Here is an 18,780-nt window from a genome sequence, read left to right as displayed (position 1 = left end):
CGGGGCGGTCGAGCTGCCGGCTGTAGCATCCTGTTCTACCTTCACCCTCCCGACACATAGACTGCCTGCCGATGGACACACAGGTCGCCGACACGTTGCTGGGCTCGCTGATCGACGGGCGCTACCGCATTCGCGGTCGCGTGGCCCGTGGCGGCATGGCGACCGTGTACACCGCCACCGACGAGCGCCTCGAGCGCACCGTGGCGGTCAAGATCATTCACCCGACCCAGGCCCCCGAGGCGCGATCCCGCATGGCGGGGTTCGTGGAGCGGTTCACCGACGAGGCGAAGACCATCGCCCGGCTGACCCACCCGAACGTGGTCGCGGTCTACGACCAGGGCACCCACGGCGGCCTCCCCTACCTGGTGATGGAGTACGTCCGCGGCCGGACCCTGCGCGACGTCCTCGCCGAGCGACGCCGGCTGAACCCGGACGAGGCCCTGGCGATCGCCGAGCAGATGCTCGCCGCGATCGCCGCCGCCCACCGGGCCGGCCTGGTACACCGGGACGTCAAGCCGGAGAACGTGCTGGTCGCCGAGGCGCCCGCCGGCGGCCCGGCCAACCTGGTGGACAGCGTCGTGAAGGTCGCCGACTTCGGGCTGGCCCGGGCGGTCGAGGCGAGCGCCGAGGAGGAGAACGGCAACCAGCTGATGGCCACCGTGGCGTACGTGGCCCCGGAGCTGGTCACCGAGGGACGGGCGGACACCCGCACCGACGTCTACTCCGCCGGGATCGTGCTGTTCGAGATGCTCACCGGCCGGGTCCCGTACGACGGCGACCGGCCGGTGGACGTGGCCTGGCAGCACGTCGACCGGGACGTGCCGGCCCCGTCGACGCTGGTGCCCGGCCTGCACCGGGTGCTCGACGACCTGGTCCAGCGGGCCACCCGGCGCGATCCGGGGGCGCGTCCGGCCGACGCCGGCGCCCTGCTGGCCGAGGTGCAGGTGGCCCGGGACGACCTGGGCAACGCGAACTCGCACACCGCCGTGCTGCGGCGGGTCGGCGACGACACCACGCCGATGTCCCAGCCCACCATGGCGGTGGCCGCCGTCCGGCCCGCGGAGCGCCCGGCCTGGGCCCGGCTGCCCGAGGGCGGCGGCGGGCAGCGCCCGCACCGCCGCCGGGCCGCGCCGGAGAGCGTCGGCGTCGGCGCCCGGCTGGCCGGAGCGCGTACCCAGATCATGGGCTCGCCCCGCGGCCGGCTGGCGATCGCCGCGGTGGCCGTGGTGCTCGGCCTGGTGGCCGCGTTGGGTGGCTGGTGGTTCGGGGTGGGGCGGTACACGGTCGCCCCGCAGCTGGTGAGCCTGAGCAAGGCCGACGCGGAGGCGCAGGCGGCCCGGGCCGGCTTCACCCTCGCCTACGACCAGCCCCGGTACGACGAGAAGGCGCCCAAGGACAGCGTGCTGGGCCAGAATCCGGCCTCCGCGGCCCGGATCGTCAAGGGCGGCACGATCACCCTCACGCTGTCGCTGGGCCCGGAGCGGCTGCCGGTGCCCGACGTGGTGGGCAAGGACTTCGAGCTGGCCCAGGCAGAGTTGACCGACGCCAAGCTGGTGGTGGCCAAGGGCGCCGCCCGGTACGACGACAACCTGCCGGCCGGGGTGGTGGTGGCCACCGAGCCGAAGATGGGCACGGTGGTCAAACCGGGCAGCAAGGTGACCGTCGTGCTGAGCAAGGGCAAGGCCCCGATCTCGGTGCCGAACCTGGTGGGCAAGAACATCAACGAGGCGCGGGCGACGCTGGCGCAGCTCGGGTTGACTCCGGTGGAGACGTACAAGGACTCGGACAAGCCGAAGGACGAGGTCCTCGGCCAGAGCCCGGCCGACGGCACCGGTGTGGAGAAGGGCGCCCAGGTCAAGCTCCAGATCAGCAAGGGTCCGCCGGCGGTGGTCGTCCCCCGGGTGATCGACCTGCCCTGCCAGCAGGCGAAGCAGGTGCTGGAGAGCCAGGGCTTCCCGACCACCATCCAGCTCAACCCGAACGGCGTGGCCCGCTTCCAGAACCCGGGCGAGAACTCGCAGGTGCCCCCGGGCACCCCGGTCACGATCACCTGCCTGTGACCGCGCACCGGCCGATCGGCTCACACACCCCCACCTCGGGTGGCCTGGCGAAGGCGACGCTGCCGTACGTCGACGCGGCCGGCTCCGAGGTGGTGCAGGTCTACGTCTCGAACTCCCGGGGCTGGGCGCTGCCGGCGGGCGATCCGGCGCAGGACGTGCTGTTCCGCGACGGCTGCGCCGAGCGGGGCGTGCCGGTGTACATTCACGCCTCCCTGCTGGTGAACCTCGGCTCCCCCACCCCGGCGACGGTGGAGAGGTCGGCGCAGACCCTGGCGCACGCGCTGCGCCGGGGGGCGGCGATCGGCGCCCGGGGCGTGGTGTTCCACGCCGGCAGCGCGGTCGACGCGGGGCACGCGGAGGCGGCGATGCGGCAGGTCCGGGAGGCGCTGCTGCCGCTGCTGGACGAGGCGGCGGCGACGGGTGGCCCGCTGCTGCTGGTCGAACCGAGCGCGGGCGGGGGCCGCTCGCTGGCCTCCCGGGTGGAGCAGCTCGGCCCGTACCTGGACGCGGTGGACCGGCACCCCGGCCTGGGTGTCTGCTTCGACACCTGTCACGCCTGGGCCGCCGGGCACGACCTGGCGGCGGAGGGTGGCATGACCGCGACGCTGGACACGCTGGTGGCGACGGTCGGGCCGGGCCGGCTGATGCTGGTGCACGCCAACGACTCGAAGGACCTGTGCGGCTCGACCCGGGACCGGCACGAGAACATCGGCAAGGGCACCATCGGGGAGCCGGCGTTCGCCGAGCTGATGCGCCACCCGGCCACCGCCAGCGTCCCGATCGTGGTGGAGACCCCCACGGAGAAGCACGAGGGCCACGCCGCCGACATCGCCACCCTCAAGCGCCTGCACCCCTGACCAGCCCGCCCCGCCCCCGCGCGGCAGCCCCGGCCGGAACGCGCCGAGCCCGCGCCGGGTGGGCGCGGGCTCGGGACGCGAGGCGGGTCAGCCGCGCAGGACCCGGGTGAGCACGGTCCCCGCGCGGTCGACCGCGGCGTCGTCGACGTCGAAGTGGGTGACCAGGCGGGCGGTGCGCGGGCCGAGGACCGAGATCAGCACGCCCTCGGCGCGGGCGGCGGCCGCGAGGGCCTTCGCGTCGAGCGGGTGCTTGGTCAGGTCCAGCGGGACGATGTTGGTCCGGACGCCGGTGGCGAGCACCCCGAACGGGGCGACCGCCTCCGCCAGCCGGGCCGCCTTGGCGTGGTCCTCGGCGAGCCGGCCGATGTGGTGCGCCAGCGCGTACCGGCCGGCGGCGGCGAGGATGCCGACCTGCCGCATGCCGCCGCCCATCCGCTTGCGGACGAACCGGGCCCGGGCGATCTTCTCGGCGCTGCCGATGACCAGCGAGCCGACCGGCGCGCCGAGGCCCTTGGACAGGCACACCGACAGGGTGTCGAAGAGCGCGCCGTACTCCGCGAGGGGCACGCCGTCGGCGACGTGGGCATGCCAGATCCGGGCGCCGTCGCAGTGCAGGGCGAGGCCGTGCTCGTCGGCGACCCCGCGCAGCTCGCGCAGGGTGGAAAGGGGGATCACCCCGCCGCCGCCGCGGTTGTGGGTCTGCTCCACCGCGATGGCCCGGGTCGGTACCGCGAAGTAGCCGTCGGGCCGCACCATGCCGGCGACCACGTCGGGGTCGAGCTCCGCGCCGACCGCCGGCCAGGTCCGCGACGAGATGCCGCCGTACGCGGCCGCCGCGCCGATCTCGTACGTGACGACGTGCGCGTCGGCGTCGCAGAGCAGCTCGTCACCGGGGGGCACGACGAGCTGGAGGGCGATCTGGTTGGCCATTGAGCCGGTCGGGGCGAACAGCGCCGCCTCGTGCCCGAAGAGCGCGGCGACCTCGGCCTCCAGTGCGGCGACGGTGGGGTCCTCCCCGTAGACGTCGTCGCCGACCTCGGCGGTGGCCATCGCCTCCCGCATCCCGGCCGTGGGCCGGGTCACCGTGTCGGACCGCAGATCGATCAGGTTGTTGTCAGCCACGCAGCATCTCCGCCACCAGGAAGGCCAGCTCCAGCGACTGTTGGGTGTTCAGTCGCGGGTCGCAGGCGGTTTCGTACCGGTCGGGCAGGTCGAGATCCTCGATGCCCTGGGCGCCGCCGAGGCACTCGGTGACGTCCTCGCCGGTCAGCTCGACGTGCAGGCCGCCCGGGTGGGTCTCCAGGCCGCGGTGCACCTCGAAGTAGCCGAGCACCTCGTCGACGATCCGGTCGAAGTGCCGGGTCTTGTAGCCGTTGGAGGACTCGTGGGTGTTGCCGTGCATCGGGTCGCACTGCCAGACGACCTTGGCGCCGGCCGCGGTGACCTTGGCGACGATGGGCGGCAGGGCGTCCCGGACCCGGTGGTTGCCCATCCGGCTGATCAGGGTGAGCCGGCCGGGGACATTGTCCGGGTTGAGCTTCTCGCAGAGCTCGATCGCCTCGTCCGGGGTGGTGGTCGGGCCGAGCTTCACCCCGATCGGGTTGGCGATCCGGGAGATGAAGTCGATGTGTGCCCCGTCGATCTGCCGGGTCCGCTCGCCGATCCACAGGAAGTGGCCGGACAGGCCGTACGCCCGCTCGCCGGAGACCCGGGTGAGCGCCCGGTCGTACTCCAGGGCCAGGGCCTCGTGGGAGCAGTAGAGCGTGACCGTGCGCAGCGCCTCGTCGTCGGTCATCCCGCAGGCCCGGATGAAGGCCAGCGCCCGGTCGATCTCCCGGGCGATCGCCTCGTAGCGCTCGCCGGCCGGGGAGTTCTTGACGAAGCCCTTGTTCCAGTCGTGCACGGCGTGCAGGTCGGCCAGCCCGCCGGCCAGGTACGCCCGGAGCATGTTCATCGCGGCGGCCGAGTTGGCGTACGCCCGGATCATGCGCTGCGGGTCGGCGACCCGCGCCTCCGGCGTGGTCTCCAGCGAGTTGATCATGTCGCCGCGGTAGGCCGACAGGCCCCGCGCGTCGGTCGGCAGCGACCGGGGCTTGGTGTACTGGCCGGCGACCCGGGCCACCTTGACCACCGGCAGCGACGCGCCGTACGTCAGCACGATCGCCATCTGGAGCAGCGTGCGGGCGTTGGCCAGCAGGTGGCTCTCGGTGTTGTCGGCGAAGGTCTCGGCGCAGTCACCGCCCTGGAGCAGGAACGCCTTGCCCTCGCAGACCAGCGCGAGGCGCTGCCGGAGTTGGTCGACCTCGTACGGCGCGACGACCGACGGCACGGTGTCGAGCACCTTGCAGACGTCCGCGACGGCGGCCTGGTCCGGCCACGGCGGGGTCTGCGCCCGGGGCAGCTCCCGCCAGCGGTCCAGGCCGAGGGCGGCGTCTTCGGCGGAGTCGACGGTCGGTCGGCTGGTCTGCAGCCCCGGGCTGCCCACCGCGGGGTGACTCAACTGATGCCACTCATGGCGCATGACAGAAAGCGTACGGCGACCGTCGGGGCGGCCCGCCGCCGAGGGGGACGGTTCCGGCAGTTGGGAGATCACCGACACCTCCGAGGCCTGCCCTGGGTGGGCCCGGTGGGCGGTCAGGGGGTGACGGCCGGCTCGGGGGTGTTGCCGCCCGGGGCCTCGGCCGAGATGCACCAGTCGGCGCCGCTGCGGGTGACGGTGAACAGCAGCGGCCGGGTGGCCTTGCGGGTGCCGACGGCGACGGTGACCGCGGTGCTGACCTCCTGGCCGTGCGGACCCGACCGGACGTCGGTGATGGTGGCCTGCGGGACGGTGAAGTGGTCGGCGAAGTCGCCGTTCGGGCCGGTGGCGGCCGCGTCGAAGGGCTTCTGCATCGGCGCGCAGAGCTGGCTGCGGCCGGCGTCGACGTCCTTGGCGGCCATCGCGTCGAGGTACGCCTGGACCCGTTCGCGGGACTTGGCGGCGGCCTCCTCGGCCGGTGCCCGCTGCGTCTCGGTCACCGGGGCGGTGGCCTCGTCGTCCCCCCCGATGCCGCAGCCGCCGAGGGCGAGCGGGACGAGCGCGAGCAGGGCGATGCCGCTCGCCACCCTCGGGTGCGTCAGGCCCATCGGTCCCCCTCCATCGGCGCGGACATCGGGACGTGCCGAGCGGCGAGTCTGTCACATCGATGCCCTTGCATGTCACACCCGCCATGCCGGAAACTTTTAGTTAACTTTCCTTACGAAACGAGGAGGATCCATGTTCCGCAGCCGCAGGGCCCGGACCGTCGCGGCGGTCGGCGGCCTCACCATCCTCCCCTCCGTGGCGCTGGTCAGCCAGGCCGGCGCGCACGGCAGCATGCAGTCCCCGGTCAGCCGGGCGTACGCCTGCTTCCTGGAGGGTCCGGAGTCGCCGGACACCGACGCCTGCCGGGCGGCGGTGGCGGCCGGCGGCACCCAGGCTCTCTACGACTGGAACGAGGTGAACATCGCCGACGCGGCCGGGCGGCACCGGCAGATCATTCCGGACGGCCACCTGTGCAGCGCCAACCGCGACAAGTACCGCGGCTTCGACCTGGCCCGCGCCGACTGGCCGGCCACGGCGCTCCCCTCCGGCGCCACCTGGACCTTCGCGTACCGGGCGACCGCACCGCACCGGGGCACCTTCGAGCTGTACGTCACCCGGGACGGCTACGACCCGACCCGCCCACTGCGCTGGGCTGACCTGGAGCTGTTCCACACCGCCGCCGACCCGGCGCTGACCGACGGGGCGTACCGGATGAGCGCCCGGCTGCCGCAGCGGGCCGGGCGGCACCTGGTCTACTCGATCTGGCAACGCTCGGACAGCCCGGAGGCCTTCTACACCTGCTCCGACGTCACGTTCGGCGCAGTCGGCCCGACCACCGCCCCGCCCACCACCACCGCCCCGCCCACGACCGCACCGCCGACCACCCCGCCGCCGCCGTCGGGCACGCCGACGCCCGGGGCGCCGGCCTGGGCGCCGAACACCGCCTACGCCATCGGCGCGCGGGTCAGCTACGCGGGGCGGACCTGGCAGTGCCGGCAGGCGCACACGTCGCTCGTCGGCTGGGAACCGCCCAACGTGCCGGCTCTCTGGCTCGCCGCCTGACCACCCGGCGCCGCACCGTCCCGACCTGGCCGGCGGCCACCCCCACCACAGCCCGTCCACCCGGCCCGGGCGGGCGCGCTGAGCCGCCGGTTAGGCTGCGGTCGACGGCGGGACTTCCGGCCCGCCGCCACCTGGGAGGTGTGACGCTCATACTCGCCGTGGCCTCGGTCGACACCGCCGGGCTGCCGCCGGCGGAGCGCTTCGACTTCTGGCAGGAGCTGGTCGCGCGCGAGTCGGTGCCGGCCCGGATCAGCAGCGGACACGCCGCGGACTTCACCGCCTCGGCCCGCGCGGTGGACCTGGGCGTGGTCCGGCTCGGCGTCTGGCGGTACCCGTCGCTGGAGCTGACCCGTACCCGGGGCATGATCCGCAGCTCGGACCCCGAGCTGTACCAGCTCGCCCTGCCGCTCTCCGGCCACGGCGTGGTGTCGCAGGAACGGCGGGGCGGCCGGCTCGTTCCGTCCGGCTTCGCCCTCATCGACACGGTGCGCCCACACGCCTCCACGCACCGGCCGGACGGCCCGCACTCCGGCCCGCTGCACACGGTCACCGCGCTGGTGCCGCACTCCGCCCTGCCCCTGCCGGCCGACCGGGTGACCGCGCTGCTCGCGACGGAGATCCCGGCCGACACCGGGATGGGCGCCCTGCTCGCCGGTTTCCTGCGGCAGATCGTCGCGCATCCCGAGCAGTACGCCGCGGCCGACGCGCCGGAGCTCGACCGGGTCGCCCTGGACCTGATCGCCGGCACCCTGGCCCGCCGGCTGGAGCTCGAGCGGGAGCTGCCGGTCGAGGTGCGGATGACCGGCCTGCGAACCCGGGTCGAGGCGTTCGTGCGGCGCCAGCTGACCGATCCGGAGCTGACGCCGGCCGCCGTGGCCGAGGCGCACCACCTGTCGCTCCGGTCGTTGCACCGGCTCTTCGAGGGCAGCGGCACGACGGTGACCGCGCTGATCCGTACCGGCCGGCTGGAACGCTGCTTCCGCGACCTGGCCGACCCGCGGCTGCGGCACCTGACCGTGCGGCAGATCGCCAACCGCTGCGGGTTCCGCGACCCGGCCCACCTCAGCCGGGCCTTCCGGGCCACCTACGGGCTCTCACCCCGGGAGCATCGCGAGCGGGCCGGCCGGGGCTGAGCACGCGGGCGGGAAGGGACCGGTGCGTGGTCCCTCCCCGCCGTGTGGGTGGTGCGTCGGCGCTCGGCTCAGCCGAGACCGCCCTTGATGGCGCCGATCAGCTCGCCGTTGCCGGTGTCACCGGAGAGCTCCCAGAAGAAGGCGCCACCGAGGCCCTGGTTCTTCGCGTAGGTCATCTTGCCGCCGATGGTGGACGGGGTGTCGTAGCTCCACCAGTTGCTGCCGCACTTCGCGTACGCGGTACCGGCGACGGTGCCGGTGGCCGGACAGGTGTTCTTGAGCACCTTGTAGTCCTCGATGCCCTGCTCGTACGTGCCGGGCGCCGGGCCGGTGGCGGTGCCACCGGGGGCGGTCTGGGTGACCCCGGTCCAGCCGCGGCCGTAGAAGCCGACGCCGAGCAGCAGCTTGCTCGCCGGGACGCCCTTGGCCTTGAGCTTCTGGATCGCCGCGTCGGCGTAGAAGCCCTGCTGCGGGATGCCGGTGTACGAGGTGAGCGGCGAGTGCGGCGCGGTCGGGCCCTGGGCGGCCCAGGCGCCGAAGTAGTCGTACGTCATCGGCATCAGCCAGTTCAGGTTCGGCGCGGCGCCGGCGTAGTCGGTGGCGTCGATCTTGCCGCCGGTGCTGCCGTCGGCGGTGATCGCCGCGGTGATGAGCGCGCTGGAGCCGAACTTCGCCCGCAGGGCGCTGATCACGTTCTTGAAGGCGTTCGGGCCGCTGGTGTCGCACTGGAGACCACAGGCGTTCGGGTACTCCCAGTCGATGTCGATGCCGTCGAAGACATCCGCCCAGCGCGGGTCCTTCACCAGCGCGTAGCAGGAGTCGGCGAAGGCGGCCGGGTTCTGCGCGGCCTGGGTGAAGCCGGCCGACCAGGTCCAGCCGCCGAAGGACCAGATCACCTTCAGGTGCGGGTACATCTTCTTCAGCTTGCGGAGCTGGTTGAAGCTGCCGCGCAGCGGCTGGTCCCAGGTGTCGGCGACGCCGTCCACGCTGTCGGCCGCGGTGTACGCCTTGTCGTAGTCGGCGTAGCTGTCGCCGATGCTGCAGCGGCCGCCGGTGGTGTTGCCGAAGGCGTACAGGATGTGGGTGAGCTTGGCCGCGGACCCGCTGGTGTGGATGTTCTTGACGTGGTAGTTCCGGCCGTAGACGCCCCACTCGGCGAAGTAGCCGACCACCTTCTTGTCCCCCGTGGGTGGCGGCGGGGTGGTGGGCGGCGGGGTGGTCGGGGACACCGTGGGCGACGGGGTCGGGGACGCCGTGGGCGAGGTCGTCGGGGACGGCGGGGTGGTGGTGCCGCCGCCGGCGCAGGAGGCGCCGTTGACGGTGCAGTTCAGCGGTGCGGCGTACGGGCCGGTGCCGTTGTAGCCCCAGCTGAAGCTGGCGCCCGGGGCGAGCGGGCCGGCCCAGCTCTTCTTCACCGCGACGTAGTGGTTGCCGCTGCTGGTGACGTCGGCGTCCCAGAAGCTGCTGATGGTGGTGCCCGAGGGCAGGTCGAACTCGATGCGCCAGGTGTCGACGCTGGCGCTGGTGCCGTTGGTGACGGTCACCTTCCCCTCGTGACCGGTCCCCCAGTCCTGCACCTTGGCGAACGTGGCGGTCACGCTGCCGGCGGCGGACGCGGTGGCCATCGGCACCGCCGCGACCGCCAGCGCGACCACGGCACCGGCCCAGAGGGCCCGGCGGAGCGATCTCTTCATGTGGCGTCTCCCCAAACAGTTAGGAAACTTTCCAGATTGGATGCTGAGACGCTACTCACGCCGTCATCACTTCGTCAAGATGTGCATACATCGATTTCTGCGGCCGCCGTCGGGGCCGCCCGGCGACCGCGTAGCCTCGCGACATGACCGTTTTCGACGTCCAGATCGACGCCCTCGCCGGCGGCCCCGCCGACCTGTCGCAGTACCGGGGCCGCGCCCTGCTGGTGGTCAACGTGGCCTCCCGGTGCGGCCTCACCCCCCAGTACGCCGGACTCCAGGCCCTCGCCGACTCCTACGCCGACCGGGGCCTGACGGTGCTCGGGGTGCCGAGCAACCAGTTCGCCGGCCAGGAGCCCGGCACGGCCGACGAGATCAGCGAGTTCTGCCAGCTCAACTACGGGGTGACGTTCCCGCTGACCGAGAAGGTCGACGTCAACGGGCCGGACCGGCACCCGCTCTACGCCGAGCTGGAGGCCACCCCCGACGCCGAGGGGCACACCGGCGACGTCCGCTGGAACTTCGAGAAGTTCCTGGTCGCCCCCGACGGCACGGTGGCCGCCCGGTTCGCCCCAACGGTGACCCCGGACGCCCCCGAGCTGCGCGCCGCCGTCGAGAAGGTCCTGCCGGCCTGACCTCGGCCCGGTGGGGGCGATCCGCGCCGGCTCCGTCCGGCTCAGCCCGCCAGGGCGGACCGGAGAACGGCCAGCTCGGCGAGGAACTCGTTCGGCTCGCCCGCCTCGGCCCAGAGCTCGGCCAGCTCCGACTCGTCGGTCACCACCCGGTCGAGCGCCCGGACGGCCAGCGGCCAGAACCGGTCCGGCAGGTCCAACCGCCCACCCTCGGTGAGAAAGTCCGGCGCGTACGCCGAGTTGACGGGCGCCGCGCCCGGCCGGTGGGCGGCGACGACGGCGGCCGCGGCCACCGCCTCGACGGCGAGGTCGGAGTCCAGGTAGCCAGGCTCGTCGAGGACCGCCCGCAGGGCCCGCTCCACGAGCGCCGGGCGCTGCTCCGGCGCGGCGTCGTCCAGCTCGCCGCACCAGTCCGCCGCCGTGTCGTTGTCGAACGGTCCCGCCGCCCAGGTGCCCATCGTTCCTCCGCTGCCGCTCCCCGTGTCAAGAAGCGGAGATTAGCGACGGGGTCCGACAATGGCGCGCGTCCGGGGCGGGACCGGCCCGCCCCGGACCGCGCCCCGGTCAGCCGGCCACGCTCCGGAAGACCGGGTAGTAGCCGCCGGACTGGCCGGCGGCAGTCGGGTGGTACGAGATGCCGATGTTGGTGTAGTTCAACGCGTGCAGCCACTTCTCGCCGTAGCTGCAGAGCTGGTGACCCAGGAAGGCCGACCGGACGTCGGCGAAGGTGAAACCGGCGGCGCGGGCGGCGCTGCGGGTGACGCACCGGGCCGAGCCGGCGGCGCCCGGGTCCGGGGTGGACGGACAACCGGTCCGACCGTCCGAACGGGCCACTTGCGTCCCGGTCCCGTGGACGGGACCCTGTACTGCGGGCCACCCCGACCGGACCCGCTCCCCGGAGGCGACATGCACCTGCTCCGTACCGCGCCGCGCCGGCTGCTGGCCGCCGCCGGCACCCTGCTGCTCGGCGCCGCGCTGACCGCACCCGCCACCCCGGCCGGGGCCGCGGCCGGCACGGACACCGTCGGGTACGTACGCCTGGCCCACCTCTCCCCGGACACCCCGGCCGTGGACGTCTACCTCTCCGCGCCGGGCACGGCCGAGCCGCGGGTCTTCCCCGGCGTCGGCTACGGGGTGGTGTCGGCGTACCTCCCGCTACCCCCCGGGCGGTACGCGGTGGCGATGCGCGGGGCGGGCGCCCCGGCCGACCAGCCGCCGGTGCTCACCACCGAGGTTGCGGTCGCGGCCGGGGCCGCGTACACGGTGGCGGGCGTGGGCCGGCACGCCGACCTGGGACTGCGGGTGCTCACCGACGACCTGAGCGCCCCCACCGGCGGGCAGGCCAAGGTGCGGGTGGTGCAGGCCTCCGTACGCGCGCCGGTGGTGGACGTCGCCGCCGCCGACGGGCCGACCATCGCCGACGCGGTCCGCTTCGCCACCACCACCGACTACCGCGAGGTCCAGCCCGGACGCTGGCGACTGCGGCTGGGCGGCGGCAGCGGGCCGAGCACGGACACCGAGGTCCACCTCCGCGGTGGCGCGGTCTACTCGCTGCTGGTGCTGGACGCCCGCAGCGGTGGCCTCACCGCCGAGCTCCGGCAGGACGCCAGCGGGGGCACGGTGGTCCCCGCCGGGGGCGTCGACACCGGCGCGGGCGGCCTGACCGGCCGCGCCCCGGGGACGTACGCGATGGTCGCCGGCGGCGTGCTCGCGGGCGCCGCGCTGATCGGGGTGGCCCTGCGCCGGCGGCGCACCACCTGGTGACCACCGGGCCCGGCCCCGCGATCCGACGGCACCGCGCCCGCCGGGCATCGCGGGCGGCGCTCGGCGCGGCCGGCGTGGCGCTCTGCCTGGCCGCCGGCACCGGCGTCGGGCTGGCCGGCACCGGGGGCCCGCCGCCGGCCGCCGCCTGGCGGCCGGGCTGCGCCGTCGACTGTCCGCCGTCCCCCGCCGGGTCGCGACCCCAGGGACCGCCCGACCGGGTACGCGTGCCCCGGATCGGTGTCGACTCGCCGCTGGCCCTGCTCGGACTGGACCGGGCCGGCGCACTCGTCCCCCCGGCGGACTTCGCCCGCGCCGGCTGGTACGGCGGCGGACCGGCCCCCGGCGACCCCGGACCGGCCGTGCTCGCCGGTCACCTCGACTCGCGCTCGGGACCGGCCGTCTTCGCCCGCCTCGGCGAGCTGCGCCCCGGTGACCGCGTCGAGGTGCGGCGCGGCGACCGGTGGCTGCCGTTCCGGGTCACCGGGACGCTGCGCGTCGCCAAGGACCGCTTCCCCACCGCCCGGGTGTACGGCCCGACCCCCGGACCGGAGCTGCGCCTGGTCACCTGCGGCGGCGAGTTCGACCGCCGGCGCGGCCACTACCGGGACAACGTCGTGGTCTTCGCCGTCGCCGAGTCCCCGGCCGACGTGCTGCCCGGCGCCGCCGCCGGCTGACCCGCGGAGGGCGGCCGGGTGGCCCGGCGGGCTAGGCTCCCGGGGTGCGGCTGATCACCCCCGACGACATCACCGCGGCCGAGCGGCGGCTGGCCGGGCGGGTGGTCCGCACCCCGCTGCTGGCGGCTCCCCCGCTCAGCGCGGAACTGGGCCTCCAGGTCTCGGTGAAGGCGGAGAACCTCCAGCACACGGGCAGCTTCAAGGCTCGGGGCGCGACGAACGCCCTGCTCGCCCGCGCCGAGCGCGAGGGCATGCCGGCCGGGCTGGTGGCCTTCTCCGCCGGCAACCACGCGATCGCGGTGGCCTTCGTCGGCCGCGCCTTCGCACTGCCCACCGTGGTCTGCATGCCGCCGGGCGCGGTGCCCAGCAAGTTGGCCGCGGTCCGCCGGCTCGGCGCCGAGGTGGTCCTCACCCACGACCTGCTGGACACCGCCCAGGGCCTCGCGGCCGACCGTGACTACCACCTGCTGCCGCCCTTCGACGACCCCGACGTGATCGCCGGCCAGGCCACCATCGGCCGGGAACTGCTGGCCGACGGCCCACCCCCGGCGGTGGTCCTGGTGCCGGTCGGCGGTGGGGGCCTGATCAGCGGCATCGCCGCGGCGGTGAAGGAGGCGTCCCCGGCCACCCGGATCGTCGGGGTGGAGCCGGACGGCGCGAACGCCATGTCCTACGCCCTGCGCACCGGCACACTCAACCCGCCGGTACGACCGGCCTCGGTCGCCGACGGCCTGGCCGCCCCGTTCGCAGGCAGGCACACCCTGGCGCACGTCCGGGCGCTGGTCGACGACGTGGTGGAGGTGCCGGAGGAGTCGATCCTGCGCGCCTGGTCCGACCTGGTGGACGCGACGAAGCTGCTGGTCGAACCGGCCGCCGCGGTGACCCTGGCGGCGCTGCGCGCGGGCCTGGTCGAGGTGGCCCCCGGCGACCGGACCGTCCTGGTCCTCAGCGGCGGCAACGTCGCCCCGTCCCGGCTGGCCACCCTCGGCTGACGCCGACCCGGCGGTGCGCCGCCTCGTCGTCCGCTCAGACCGGGCGGCGGCCGGCGAAGCCGCACTCCAGCCGGTGGTACCAGCGCACGTCGGAGTCGCCCTCCAGCCAGCACCAGAGCACCTGGCGGCCGTCGCGCTCGCCGGGGAAGTCCAACAGCACCGGCGCGATGCCCTTGACCTGGATCTCGTGGGTGTGGAGCTCGTCCACGATGGCGTGCAGCCGGGCCTCGAGAGCCTTGACCTCGGCCAGCCCGCCGAGCACGCTCACCCCGTGGTCGGCCAGGTCGACCCGCAGCTCGGCCAGGTCGGCCCGGAGCCGGATCAGCTCGTCGACGCGCGGGCGAAAGGTGGCCACCAGATGACGCGCCTGGGCGAGAGTGAACACGCGGCCAGTATGCGGCACGGCCCGCCCGGCGGGCGGTCGGGCGACGTCAGTCCGCCTGGGCCGCGAGCTCGCGGGCGCGGTCGCGGGCGGCTTCCAGGGCGGCCAGCATGGCCGCGCGGACGCCGTGGTTCTCCAGCTCGCGGATCGCGGAGATGGTGGTGCCGGCCGGCGAGGTGACCGCCTCGCGGAGCTTGACCGGGTGTTCGCCGGAGTCGCGCAGCATCACCGCCGAGCCGATCGCGGTCTGCACGATCAGCTCGTGTGCCACCTGGCGGGGCAGGCCGAGCAGGATGCCGGCGTCGATCATGGCCTCGACCAGCAGGTAGAAGTAGGCCGGGCCGGAGCCGGAGAGCGCGGTCACCGCGTCCTGCTGGGACTCCGGCACCCGCACGGTCGCGCCGAGCGGGGAGAACATCTCCTCGGCGAGCGCCAGGTGCTCGCCGGTGGCGTGGGCGCCGGCCGAGATGGCGCTCATCGCCTGGTCGACCAGGGCCGGGGTGTTGGTCATCACCCGGACCACCGGGGTGCCCTCGGGCAGCCGGCGGTTGAAGAAGGTGGTGGGCAGGCCGGCGCAGAGCGAGATCACCAGCTTGTCGGCCGGGACCTTGGCGCCGATCTCGTCGAGCAGGGCACCGGCGTCCTGCGGCTTGACCGAGATGGCGAGCACCTCCGCCTCGTCCACCGCGGTGAGGTTGTCCACCACCCGGACGCCGTACCGGGCGGTCAGCTCCTCGGCGCGGCTGGGCCGCCGGGCCGTGGCGAGCAGCCGCTCCACCGGCCAACCCGAGCGGAGCAGCCCGGAGAGCATCAGCTCGCCGATCTTGCCCGCCCCGATCACCGCGACCGTGTGCACCCCGGATGCCATGACGCCGTACCCCTCTCGGTCGAAGCCGTGACGCGGCGGTCCCCTGCGGGCCACCGCGCCACGGGCCGTCGATCAGCTGCCGAAGAAGACCTCGGCCTCGGCGTACCGCTCCAGCGGCACGGTCTTCAGCTCGCGGGTGGCCTCGGCGAGGGGGACCCGGACGATGTCCGTGCTCTGCATGGCGACCATCTTGCCCCAGTCGCCCTCGTGCACCGCGTCGATGGCCTGCAGGCCCAGCCGGGTGGCGAGCACCCGGTCGAACGCGGTCGGGGTGCCGCCGCGCTGGATGTGGCCGAGCACGACCGTGCGGGCCTCCTTGCCGGTCTTCGCCTCCAGCTGCTCGGCGAGCCACTGGCCGATGCCGCCGAGGCGGACGTGGCCGAACGAGTCGAGCTCCTGGTTGTGCAGGACCATCTGGCCGTCCAGCGGCTGGGCACCCTCGGCGACCACGACGATCGGGGCGTACTGGTGCTGGAAGCGCTTCTCGACGTAGCCGGCGACCTGCTCGACGTCGAACTGCCGCTCGGGCAGCAGGATCACGTTGGCGCCACCGGCCAGGCCGGCGTGCAGGGCGATCCAGCCGGCGTGCCGGCCCATCACCTCGACGACCAGGGTGCGGTGGTGGCTCTCCGCCGTGGTGTGCAGCCGGTCGATCGCCTCCATGGCGATGTTGACGGCGGTGTCGAAGCCGAAGGTGTAGTCGGTGGCGCCGAGGTCGTTGTCGATGGTCTTCGGCACGCCGACCACGTGCACACCCAGCTCGTGCAGCTTGGTGGCGACGCCGAGGGTGTCCTCGCCGCCGATCGCGATCAACGCGTCCACGCCCTGCGCGGCGAGGTTCTCCTTGATCCGCTCGACGCCGTTCTCGATCTTGAACGGGTTGGTCCGGGACGAGCCGAGGATGGTGCCGCCGCGCGGCAGGATCCCGCGCACCTCCGCGATGCCCAACGGCCTGGACAGGCCCTCGAGCGGGCCCTTCCAGCCGTCCCGGAAGCCCACGAACTCGTGACTGTAGGTGGCGACGCCCTTGCGGACCACCGCCCGGATTACCGCGTTGAGACCTGGGCAGTCGCCGCCGCCGGTGAGCACGCCGATACGCATGATCTGCTCATCCTCCTGGAGCATCAGGTGAAGCCCGGATAAGCCCCAGGATATGTGTCAGATCAGACCATCGGCGCCGTTGCCGGCCCGGGGCGGGCCGTCAGTGCGCACTGTAGTCGGCGTGGGGGTGCGCCGACACCGCGCCCCGGCCCGTTCCGACCGCCGGACGGGGCTACCGGTCAGTAGCTGACCTCGTGGTTCTCCCCCGCCTTCGGCGGCCGCCCGGTCACCGTCGCCTTGGCGACGCCGAGCAGGTTGACCACCGTGCTGCCCGGCGAGTCCCAGTACTCGGCCGAGCTGGCGTGCACCTTGATCAGCGTGATGCCGGGGGTGTCCAGCCCGTCCGGGAACCAGGTCTTCAGCAGCGGATTCCACACCTGCTCGGCGCGGGCGCGGTCCCAGCCCTCCTGGGCGGTACCGGCCACCGAGACCCAGGCGTGGTGCCGCTGGTCGGAGAACCCGATGTTGACCTGCGGATTCACCCGGATCTGCCGGACCTTGGCGGAGTCGGCGTACGCGAAGAACCAAAGGTCCCCGTCGAACTCGGCGGCCTGCAGGCTCATCGGCCGGCTGACCAGCCGGCCGTCCACCGCGCTCGTGGTCAGCAGGCAGATCCGGGCATCCCGGATCAGCTCGGTGACCCGCCCTCGGGCGTCATCGACGGTGGTCGGTTCCTTGCTCATGGCGACACTCCCTCGGATCGGCTCCGATGCCGAACCGTGCCCGGGGCAGAACCGGCCAAACCTACGCGAGGGCACCTTTCGGACAGATCACCGGATCATCGCCCGCCAGCGGGCCAGGTTGTGCCGGGCGTCGACCAGGGCGTCGTGCCGGTCCGCCTCGGCGTCCGGCAGCTTCGGACGGCCCCGGTCGTCCCAGAGCTGGCGCAGCTCCTTGGTGAACCGGGGGATCTCCCGGGGCAGCGCCGGCATGGCGCCCCAGAGCTGGGCGAGCACCACGTGGTCGTACGCCGCGTACCACGCCCAGAGCTCCAACTGCTCCCCCGGCCGGTCCCGGACCGGCTCCATCAGGAACTCGTAGAGGTCGTCGCGGATCCGCTCCCGCGACCGCCAGGCCCGGTCGGCCGGCGAGGGGAGCTTGTCCAGGACGTTGCGGCGGACCCAGGGCACGGCGCGGGAGTCGTCGAACTCGGTGGAGACCGCGTAGAACTCGCGGCCGTACTCGTCGACGACGCCGATCGACACGAGGTCGACGATCCGGCCGTCCTCGATGAACTCACAGTCGTAGAAATAGCGGTAGACCATCCCCGCCATCCTCGCCCACCGTCGCGACGGACCGCCCGGCGGGGCACCGGACCAGGTCACCGCCACCACTGCGGCGCAGCTCGGCAGGGTCACGGAAGTGTTTCCAGGGGTGTACAGCAAGCGACCGGACCGTCATGATCTGATGTGTACCGCTACCGGACGCCGAACCGGTTCAGAACCTCGTACCGGGGGCTGTCAGGTTCACCCGGCTGCGAGTTGTGGTCCTTGACCGGGGAGGGGTTGGGCCGTGGAGGTTCGCCTGCCGGAGCCGGGTGACGCGCTCACGGGCGTGGAGATGTTCGCCGGGCTGGAGCCGGAGGTGCGGCAGCGGGTCATCGCCGCGGCGGTGCCGCGCACCTACCGCAAGGGTCAGCTGCTGTTCGTGGAGAACGACCCGGGCGAGTCGCTGATCGTGCTGCGCCGGGGCGCGGTGGCCGTGTTCCGCACCGCGCCGACCGGGGAGCGGGCGGTGCTGTCGGTGATCCGTCCGCCGGACGTGCTGGGCGAGGTCTCCCTGCTCGACGCCTCCACCCGGTCGGCCTCCGCCGAGGCGATCGAGGACTGCACCGCGCTGGCACTGTCCCGCCCGGCGTTCATGGAGCTGGTGCACTCCAACCCGCGGATCCTGGACGCGGTGATGCGCTCGCTGGGCGGGCTGATCCGCCGGCTCACCGAGCAGAACGCCGACCATGTCTTCCTCGACCTGCCGGGCCGGGTGGCCAAGACGCTGGTCCGGCTGGCCGGCGAGAGCCAGGCTCCGATGATCACCATCGAGCTGAACCAGAGCCAGCTCGCCGAGATGGCCGGCGGTTCCCGGCAGAGCGTCAACCAGGCGATCGGCTCGTTCGCCAGCCGCGGCTGGCTGCGTACCGAGGGACGCCGGATCGTGGTGACCGACGTGGCCGCGCTGCGCCGCCGCGCCGGCATGAACGACCGCTGAGCGTACGCGAGGGGCCGGGGCGGCGACGCCACCCCGGCCCCTCGTCGGCGCCGGCCTCAGACGCCGGCGCTGCCCGGCCCCGCCCAGGCGGTGGTGCTGCCCGGGCCGGCCCAGTCGGTGGTGTCCTTGCCGCCGCCGGACCCCTCGCTGACGATCCCCTCGGCCTGCAGCACGGCCAGCGTGGCGGCGTCCACGTCGACCGACTCGCCCGCCGAGTGGTTGACGCCGTCCGCGTCGGTCCAGTCGCTCTCCAGCTTCACGTACACCATGGCGTATCCCCCTTGATCGCGGTCGG

At 73.9% G+C, this 18,780-nt stretch carries 21 protein-coding genes; 9 read left to right on the top strand and 12 right to left on the bottom strand.

The window, feature by feature from the left end:
* Positions 1–71 precede the first annotated feature (71 nt).
* The gene (pknB, locus tag I8N68_RS10485) at positions 72–2,060 is read left to right on the top strand and encodes a Stk1 family PASTA domain-containing Ser/Thr kinase (protein WP_200209700.1); all 1,989 of its coding nucleotides are present in this window, start codon (positions 72–74) and stop codon (positions 2,058–2,060) included.
* Positions 2,057–2,917: a deoxyribonuclease IV gene (locus I8N68_RS10480; protein ID WP_200209699.1), complete on the top strand. Its 861-nt coding sequence runs from the start codon at positions 2,057–2,059 to the stop codon at positions 2,915–2,917. The genes pknB and I8N68_RS10480 overlap by 4 nt, the downstream gene beginning before the upstream one ends.
* A gap of 87 nt (positions 2,918–3,004) precedes the next feature.
* Here the strand turns inward: I8N68_RS10480 and I8N68_RS10475 are convergent, their stop codons facing one another.
* From I8N68_RS10475 to I8N68_RS10465, 3 genes are all read right to left on the bottom strand, one after another.
* On the bottom strand, positions 3,005–4,024 hold the full coding sequence (locus I8N68_RS10475; protein ID WP_200209858.1) for a threonine aldolase family protein: 1,020 nt from the start codon (positions 4,022–4,024) through the stop codon (positions 3,005–3,007).
* A 7-nt stretch (positions 4,025–4,031) separates the two neighbouring features.
* Entirely contained in the window at positions 4,032–5,438 is a 1,407-nt protein-coding gene (locus I8N68_RS10470) for a class II 3-deoxy-7-phosphoheptulonate synthase (RefSeq protein ID WP_200209698.1), read from the bottom strand.
* A gap of 113 nt (positions 5,439–5,551) precedes the next feature.
* Positions 5,552–6,043 (bottom strand): hypothetical protein, encoded by a 492-nt coding sequence (locus I8N68_RS10465; protein WP_200209697.1) that lies wholly within the window; start codon positions 6,041–6,043, stop codon positions 5,552–5,554.
* 130 nt (positions 6,044–6,173) lie between these two features.
* Between I8N68_RS10465 and I8N68_RS33880 the strand changes: the two genes are divergently transcribed.
* On the top strand, positions 6,174–7,043 hold the full coding sequence (locus I8N68_RS33880; RefSeq protein WP_307812752.1) for a lytic polysaccharide monooxygenase: 870 nt from the start codon (positions 6,174–6,176) through the stop codon (positions 7,041–7,043).
* Positions 7,044–7,183: 140 nt separating this feature from the next.
* Positions 7,184–8,176: an AraC-like ligand-binding domain-containing protein gene (locus tag I8N68_RS10455; protein ID WP_200209696.1), complete on the top strand. Its 993-nt coding sequence runs from the start codon at positions 7,184–7,186 to the stop codon at positions 8,174–8,176.
* Between the two features lie 68 nt (positions 8,177–8,244).
* On the opposite strand, the gene I8N68_RS10450 is transcribed toward I8N68_RS10455, so the two are convergent.
* Complete coding sequence (locus I8N68_RS10450) at positions 8,245–9,870, bottom strand: glycosyl hydrolase family 18 protein (protein ID WP_200209695.1); 1,626 nt, start codon at positions 9,868–9,870, stop codon at positions 8,245–8,247.
* A gap of 143 nt (positions 9,871–10,013) precedes the next feature.
* Between I8N68_RS10450 and I8N68_RS10445 the strand changes: the two genes are divergently transcribed.
* Entirely contained in the window at positions 10,014–10,502 is a 489-nt protein-coding gene (locus I8N68_RS10445) for a glutathione peroxidase (protein ID WP_200209694.1), read from the top strand.
* Positions 10,503–10,543: 41 nt separating this feature from the next.
* On the opposite strand, the gene I8N68_RS10440 is transcribed toward I8N68_RS10445, so the two are convergent.
* Together I8N68_RS10440 and I8N68_RS10435 are read right to left on the bottom strand one after the other, a co-directional pair.
* On the bottom strand, positions 10,544–10,957 hold the full coding sequence (locus I8N68_RS10440) for a DUF4259 domain-containing protein (protein ID WP_200209693.1): 414 nt from the start codon (positions 10,955–10,957) through the stop codon (positions 10,544–10,546).
* 106 nt (positions 10,958–11,063) lie between these two features.
* The gene (locus I8N68_RS10435) at positions 11,064–11,333 is read right to left on the bottom strand and encodes an SGNH/GDSL hydrolase family protein (RefSeq protein WP_307812751.1); all 270 of its coding nucleotides are present in this window, start codon (positions 11,331–11,333) and stop codon (positions 11,064–11,066) included.
* A gap of 72 nt (positions 11,334–11,405) precedes the next feature.
* Between I8N68_RS10435 and I8N68_RS10430 the strand changes: the two genes are divergently transcribed.
* From I8N68_RS10430 to I8N68_RS10420, 3 genes are read left to right on the top strand one after another with little or no spacing between them, the layout of a single operon-like run.
* Positions 11,406–12,263, top strand: a complete 858-nt coding sequence (locus tag I8N68_RS10430) for a DUF4397 domain-containing protein (RefSeq protein ID WP_200209692.1) — start codon at positions 11,406–11,408, stop codon at positions 12,261–12,263.
* Positions 12,260–12,937 (top strand): class F sortase, encoded by a 678-nt coding sequence (locus tag I8N68_RS10425; RefSeq protein WP_307812750.1) that lies wholly within the window; start codon positions 12,260–12,262, stop codon positions 12,935–12,937. Before I8N68_RS10430 ends, I8N68_RS10425 begins: the two co-directional genes overlap by 4 nt.
* A gap of 44 nt (positions 12,938–12,981) precedes the next feature.
* Positions 12,982–13,929, top strand: a complete 948-nt coding sequence (locus I8N68_RS10420) for a threonine ammonia-lyase (protein WP_200209691.1) — start codon at positions 12,982–12,984, stop codon at positions 13,927–13,929.
* A gap of 34 nt (positions 13,930–13,963) precedes the next feature.
* On the opposite strand, the gene I8N68_RS10415 is transcribed toward I8N68_RS10420, so the two are convergent.
* The 5 genes from I8N68_RS10415 to I8N68_RS10395 all read right to left on the bottom strand — a co-directional run bounded on the left by I8N68_RS10415 (position 13,964) and on the right by I8N68_RS10395 (position 17,545).
* Positions 13,964–14,314: a DUF2203 domain-containing protein gene (locus I8N68_RS10415; RefSeq protein WP_200209690.1), complete on the bottom strand. Its 351-nt coding sequence runs from the start codon at positions 14,312–14,314 to the stop codon at positions 13,964–13,966.
* Between the two features lie 46 nt (positions 14,315–14,360).
* The gene (gene proC / locus I8N68_RS10410; protein WP_200209689.1) at positions 14,361–15,179 is read right to left on the bottom strand and encodes a pyrroline-5-carboxylate reductase; all 819 of its coding nucleotides are present in this window, start codon (positions 15,177–15,179) and stop codon (positions 14,361–14,363) included.
* A gap of 72 nt (positions 15,180–15,251) precedes the next feature.
* Positions 15,252–16,280, bottom strand: coding sequence for a 6-phosphofructokinase (locus I8N68_RS10405; protein WP_200209855.1), 1,029 nt, complete (start codon positions 16,278–16,280; stop codon positions 15,252–15,254).
* Positions 16,281–16,459: 179 nt separating this feature from the next.
* Complete coding sequence (locus I8N68_RS10400) at positions 16,460–16,963, bottom strand: pyridoxamine 5'-phosphate oxidase family protein (RefSeq protein WP_200209688.1); 504 nt, start codon at positions 16,961–16,963, stop codon at positions 16,460–16,462.
* An 87-nt stretch (positions 16,964–17,050) separates the two neighbouring features.
* Positions 17,051–17,545, bottom strand: coding sequence for a polyadenylate-specific 3'-exoribonuclease AS (locus I8N68_RS10395; protein WP_200209854.1), 495 nt, complete (start codon positions 17,543–17,545; stop codon positions 17,051–17,053).
* A gap of 247 nt (positions 17,546–17,792) precedes the next feature.
* Here I8N68_RS10395 and I8N68_RS10390 point away from each other — a divergent pair, with 247 nt between their 5' ends.
* The gene (locus I8N68_RS10390) at positions 17,793–18,485 is read left to right on the top strand and encodes a Crp/Fnr family transcriptional regulator (RefSeq protein WP_148803276.1); all 693 of its coding nucleotides are present in this window, start codon (positions 17,793–17,795) and stop codon (positions 18,483–18,485) included.
* A 56-nt stretch (positions 18,486–18,541) separates the two neighbouring features.
* Here the strand turns inward: I8N68_RS10390 and I8N68_RS10385 are convergent, their stop codons facing one another.
* Positions 18,542–18,754, bottom strand: coding sequence for a hypothetical protein (locus I8N68_RS10385; RefSeq protein ID WP_200209687.1), 213 nt, complete (start codon positions 18,752–18,754; stop codon positions 18,542–18,544).
* Positions 18,755–18,780 lie beyond the last annotated feature (26 nt).

It is taken from the genome of Micromonospora coerulea (assembly GCF_016598485.1).
Taxonomy (GTDB): Bacteria; Actinomycetota; Actinomycetes; order Mycobacteriales; family Micromonosporaceae; genus Micromonospora; species Micromonospora coerulea.
The sequence above is the reverse complement of the archived record's forward strand: the minus strand, read 5'-3'. Positions and strand labels throughout refer to the sequence as shown.

What these genes read in the sequence shown, in the direction of transcription:
- pknB (WP_200209700.1), top strand. Translation starts at nt 72, where the DNA reads ATGGACACACAGGTCGCCGACACGTTGCTGGGCTCGCTGATCGACGGG.
- I8N68_RS10470 (WP_200209698.1), bottom strand. Translation starts at nt 5,438, where the DNA reads ATGCGCCATGAGTGGCATCAGTTGAGTCACCCCGCGGTGGGCAGCCCG.
- I8N68_RS10465 (WP_200209697.1), bottom strand. Translation starts at nt 6,043, where the DNA reads ATGGGCCTGACGCACCCGAGGGTGGCGAGCGGCATCGCCCTGCTCGCG.
- I8N68_RS33880 (WP_307812752.1), top strand. Translation starts at nt 6,174, where the DNA reads ATGTTCCGCAGCCGCAGGGCCCGGACCGTCGCGGCGGTCGGCGGCCTC.
- I8N68_RS10450 (WP_200209695.1), bottom strand. Translation starts at nt 9,870, where the DNA reads ATGAAGAGATCGCTCCGCCGGGCCCTCTGGGCCGGTGCCGTGGTCGCG.
- I8N68_RS10445 (WP_200209694.1), top strand. Translation starts at nt 10,014, where the DNA reads ATGACCGTTTTCGACGTCCAGATCGACGCCCTCGCCGGCGGCCCCGCC.
- I8N68_RS10440 (WP_200209693.1), bottom strand. Translation starts at nt 10,957, where the DNA reads ATGGGCACCTGGGCGGCGGGACCGTTCGACAACGACACGGCGGCGGAC.
- I8N68_RS10430 (WP_200209692.1), top strand. Translation starts at nt 11,406, where the DNA reads ATGCACCTGCTCCGTACCGCGCCGCGCCGGCTGCTGGCCGCCGCCGGC.
- proC (WP_200209689.1), bottom strand. Translation starts at nt 15,179, where the DNA reads ATGGCATCCGGGGTGCACACGGTCGCGGTGATCGGGGCGGGCAAGATC.
- I8N68_RS10405 (WP_200209855.1), bottom strand. Translation starts at nt 16,280, where the DNA reads ATGCGTATCGGCGTGCTCACCGGCGGCGGCGACTGCCCAGGTCTCAAC.
- I8N68_RS10400 (WP_200209688.1), bottom strand. Translation starts at nt 16,963, where the DNA reads ATGAGCAAGGAACCGACCACCGTCGATGACGCCCGAGGGCGGGTCACC.
- I8N68_RS10395 (WP_200209854.1), bottom strand. Translation starts at nt 17,545, where the DNA reads ATGGTCTACCGCTATTTCTACGACTGTGAGTTCATCGAGGACGGCCGG.
- I8N68_RS10385 (WP_200209687.1), bottom strand. Translation starts at nt 18,754, where the DNA reads ATGGTGTACGTGAAGCTGGAGAGCGACTGGACCGACGCGGACGGCGTC.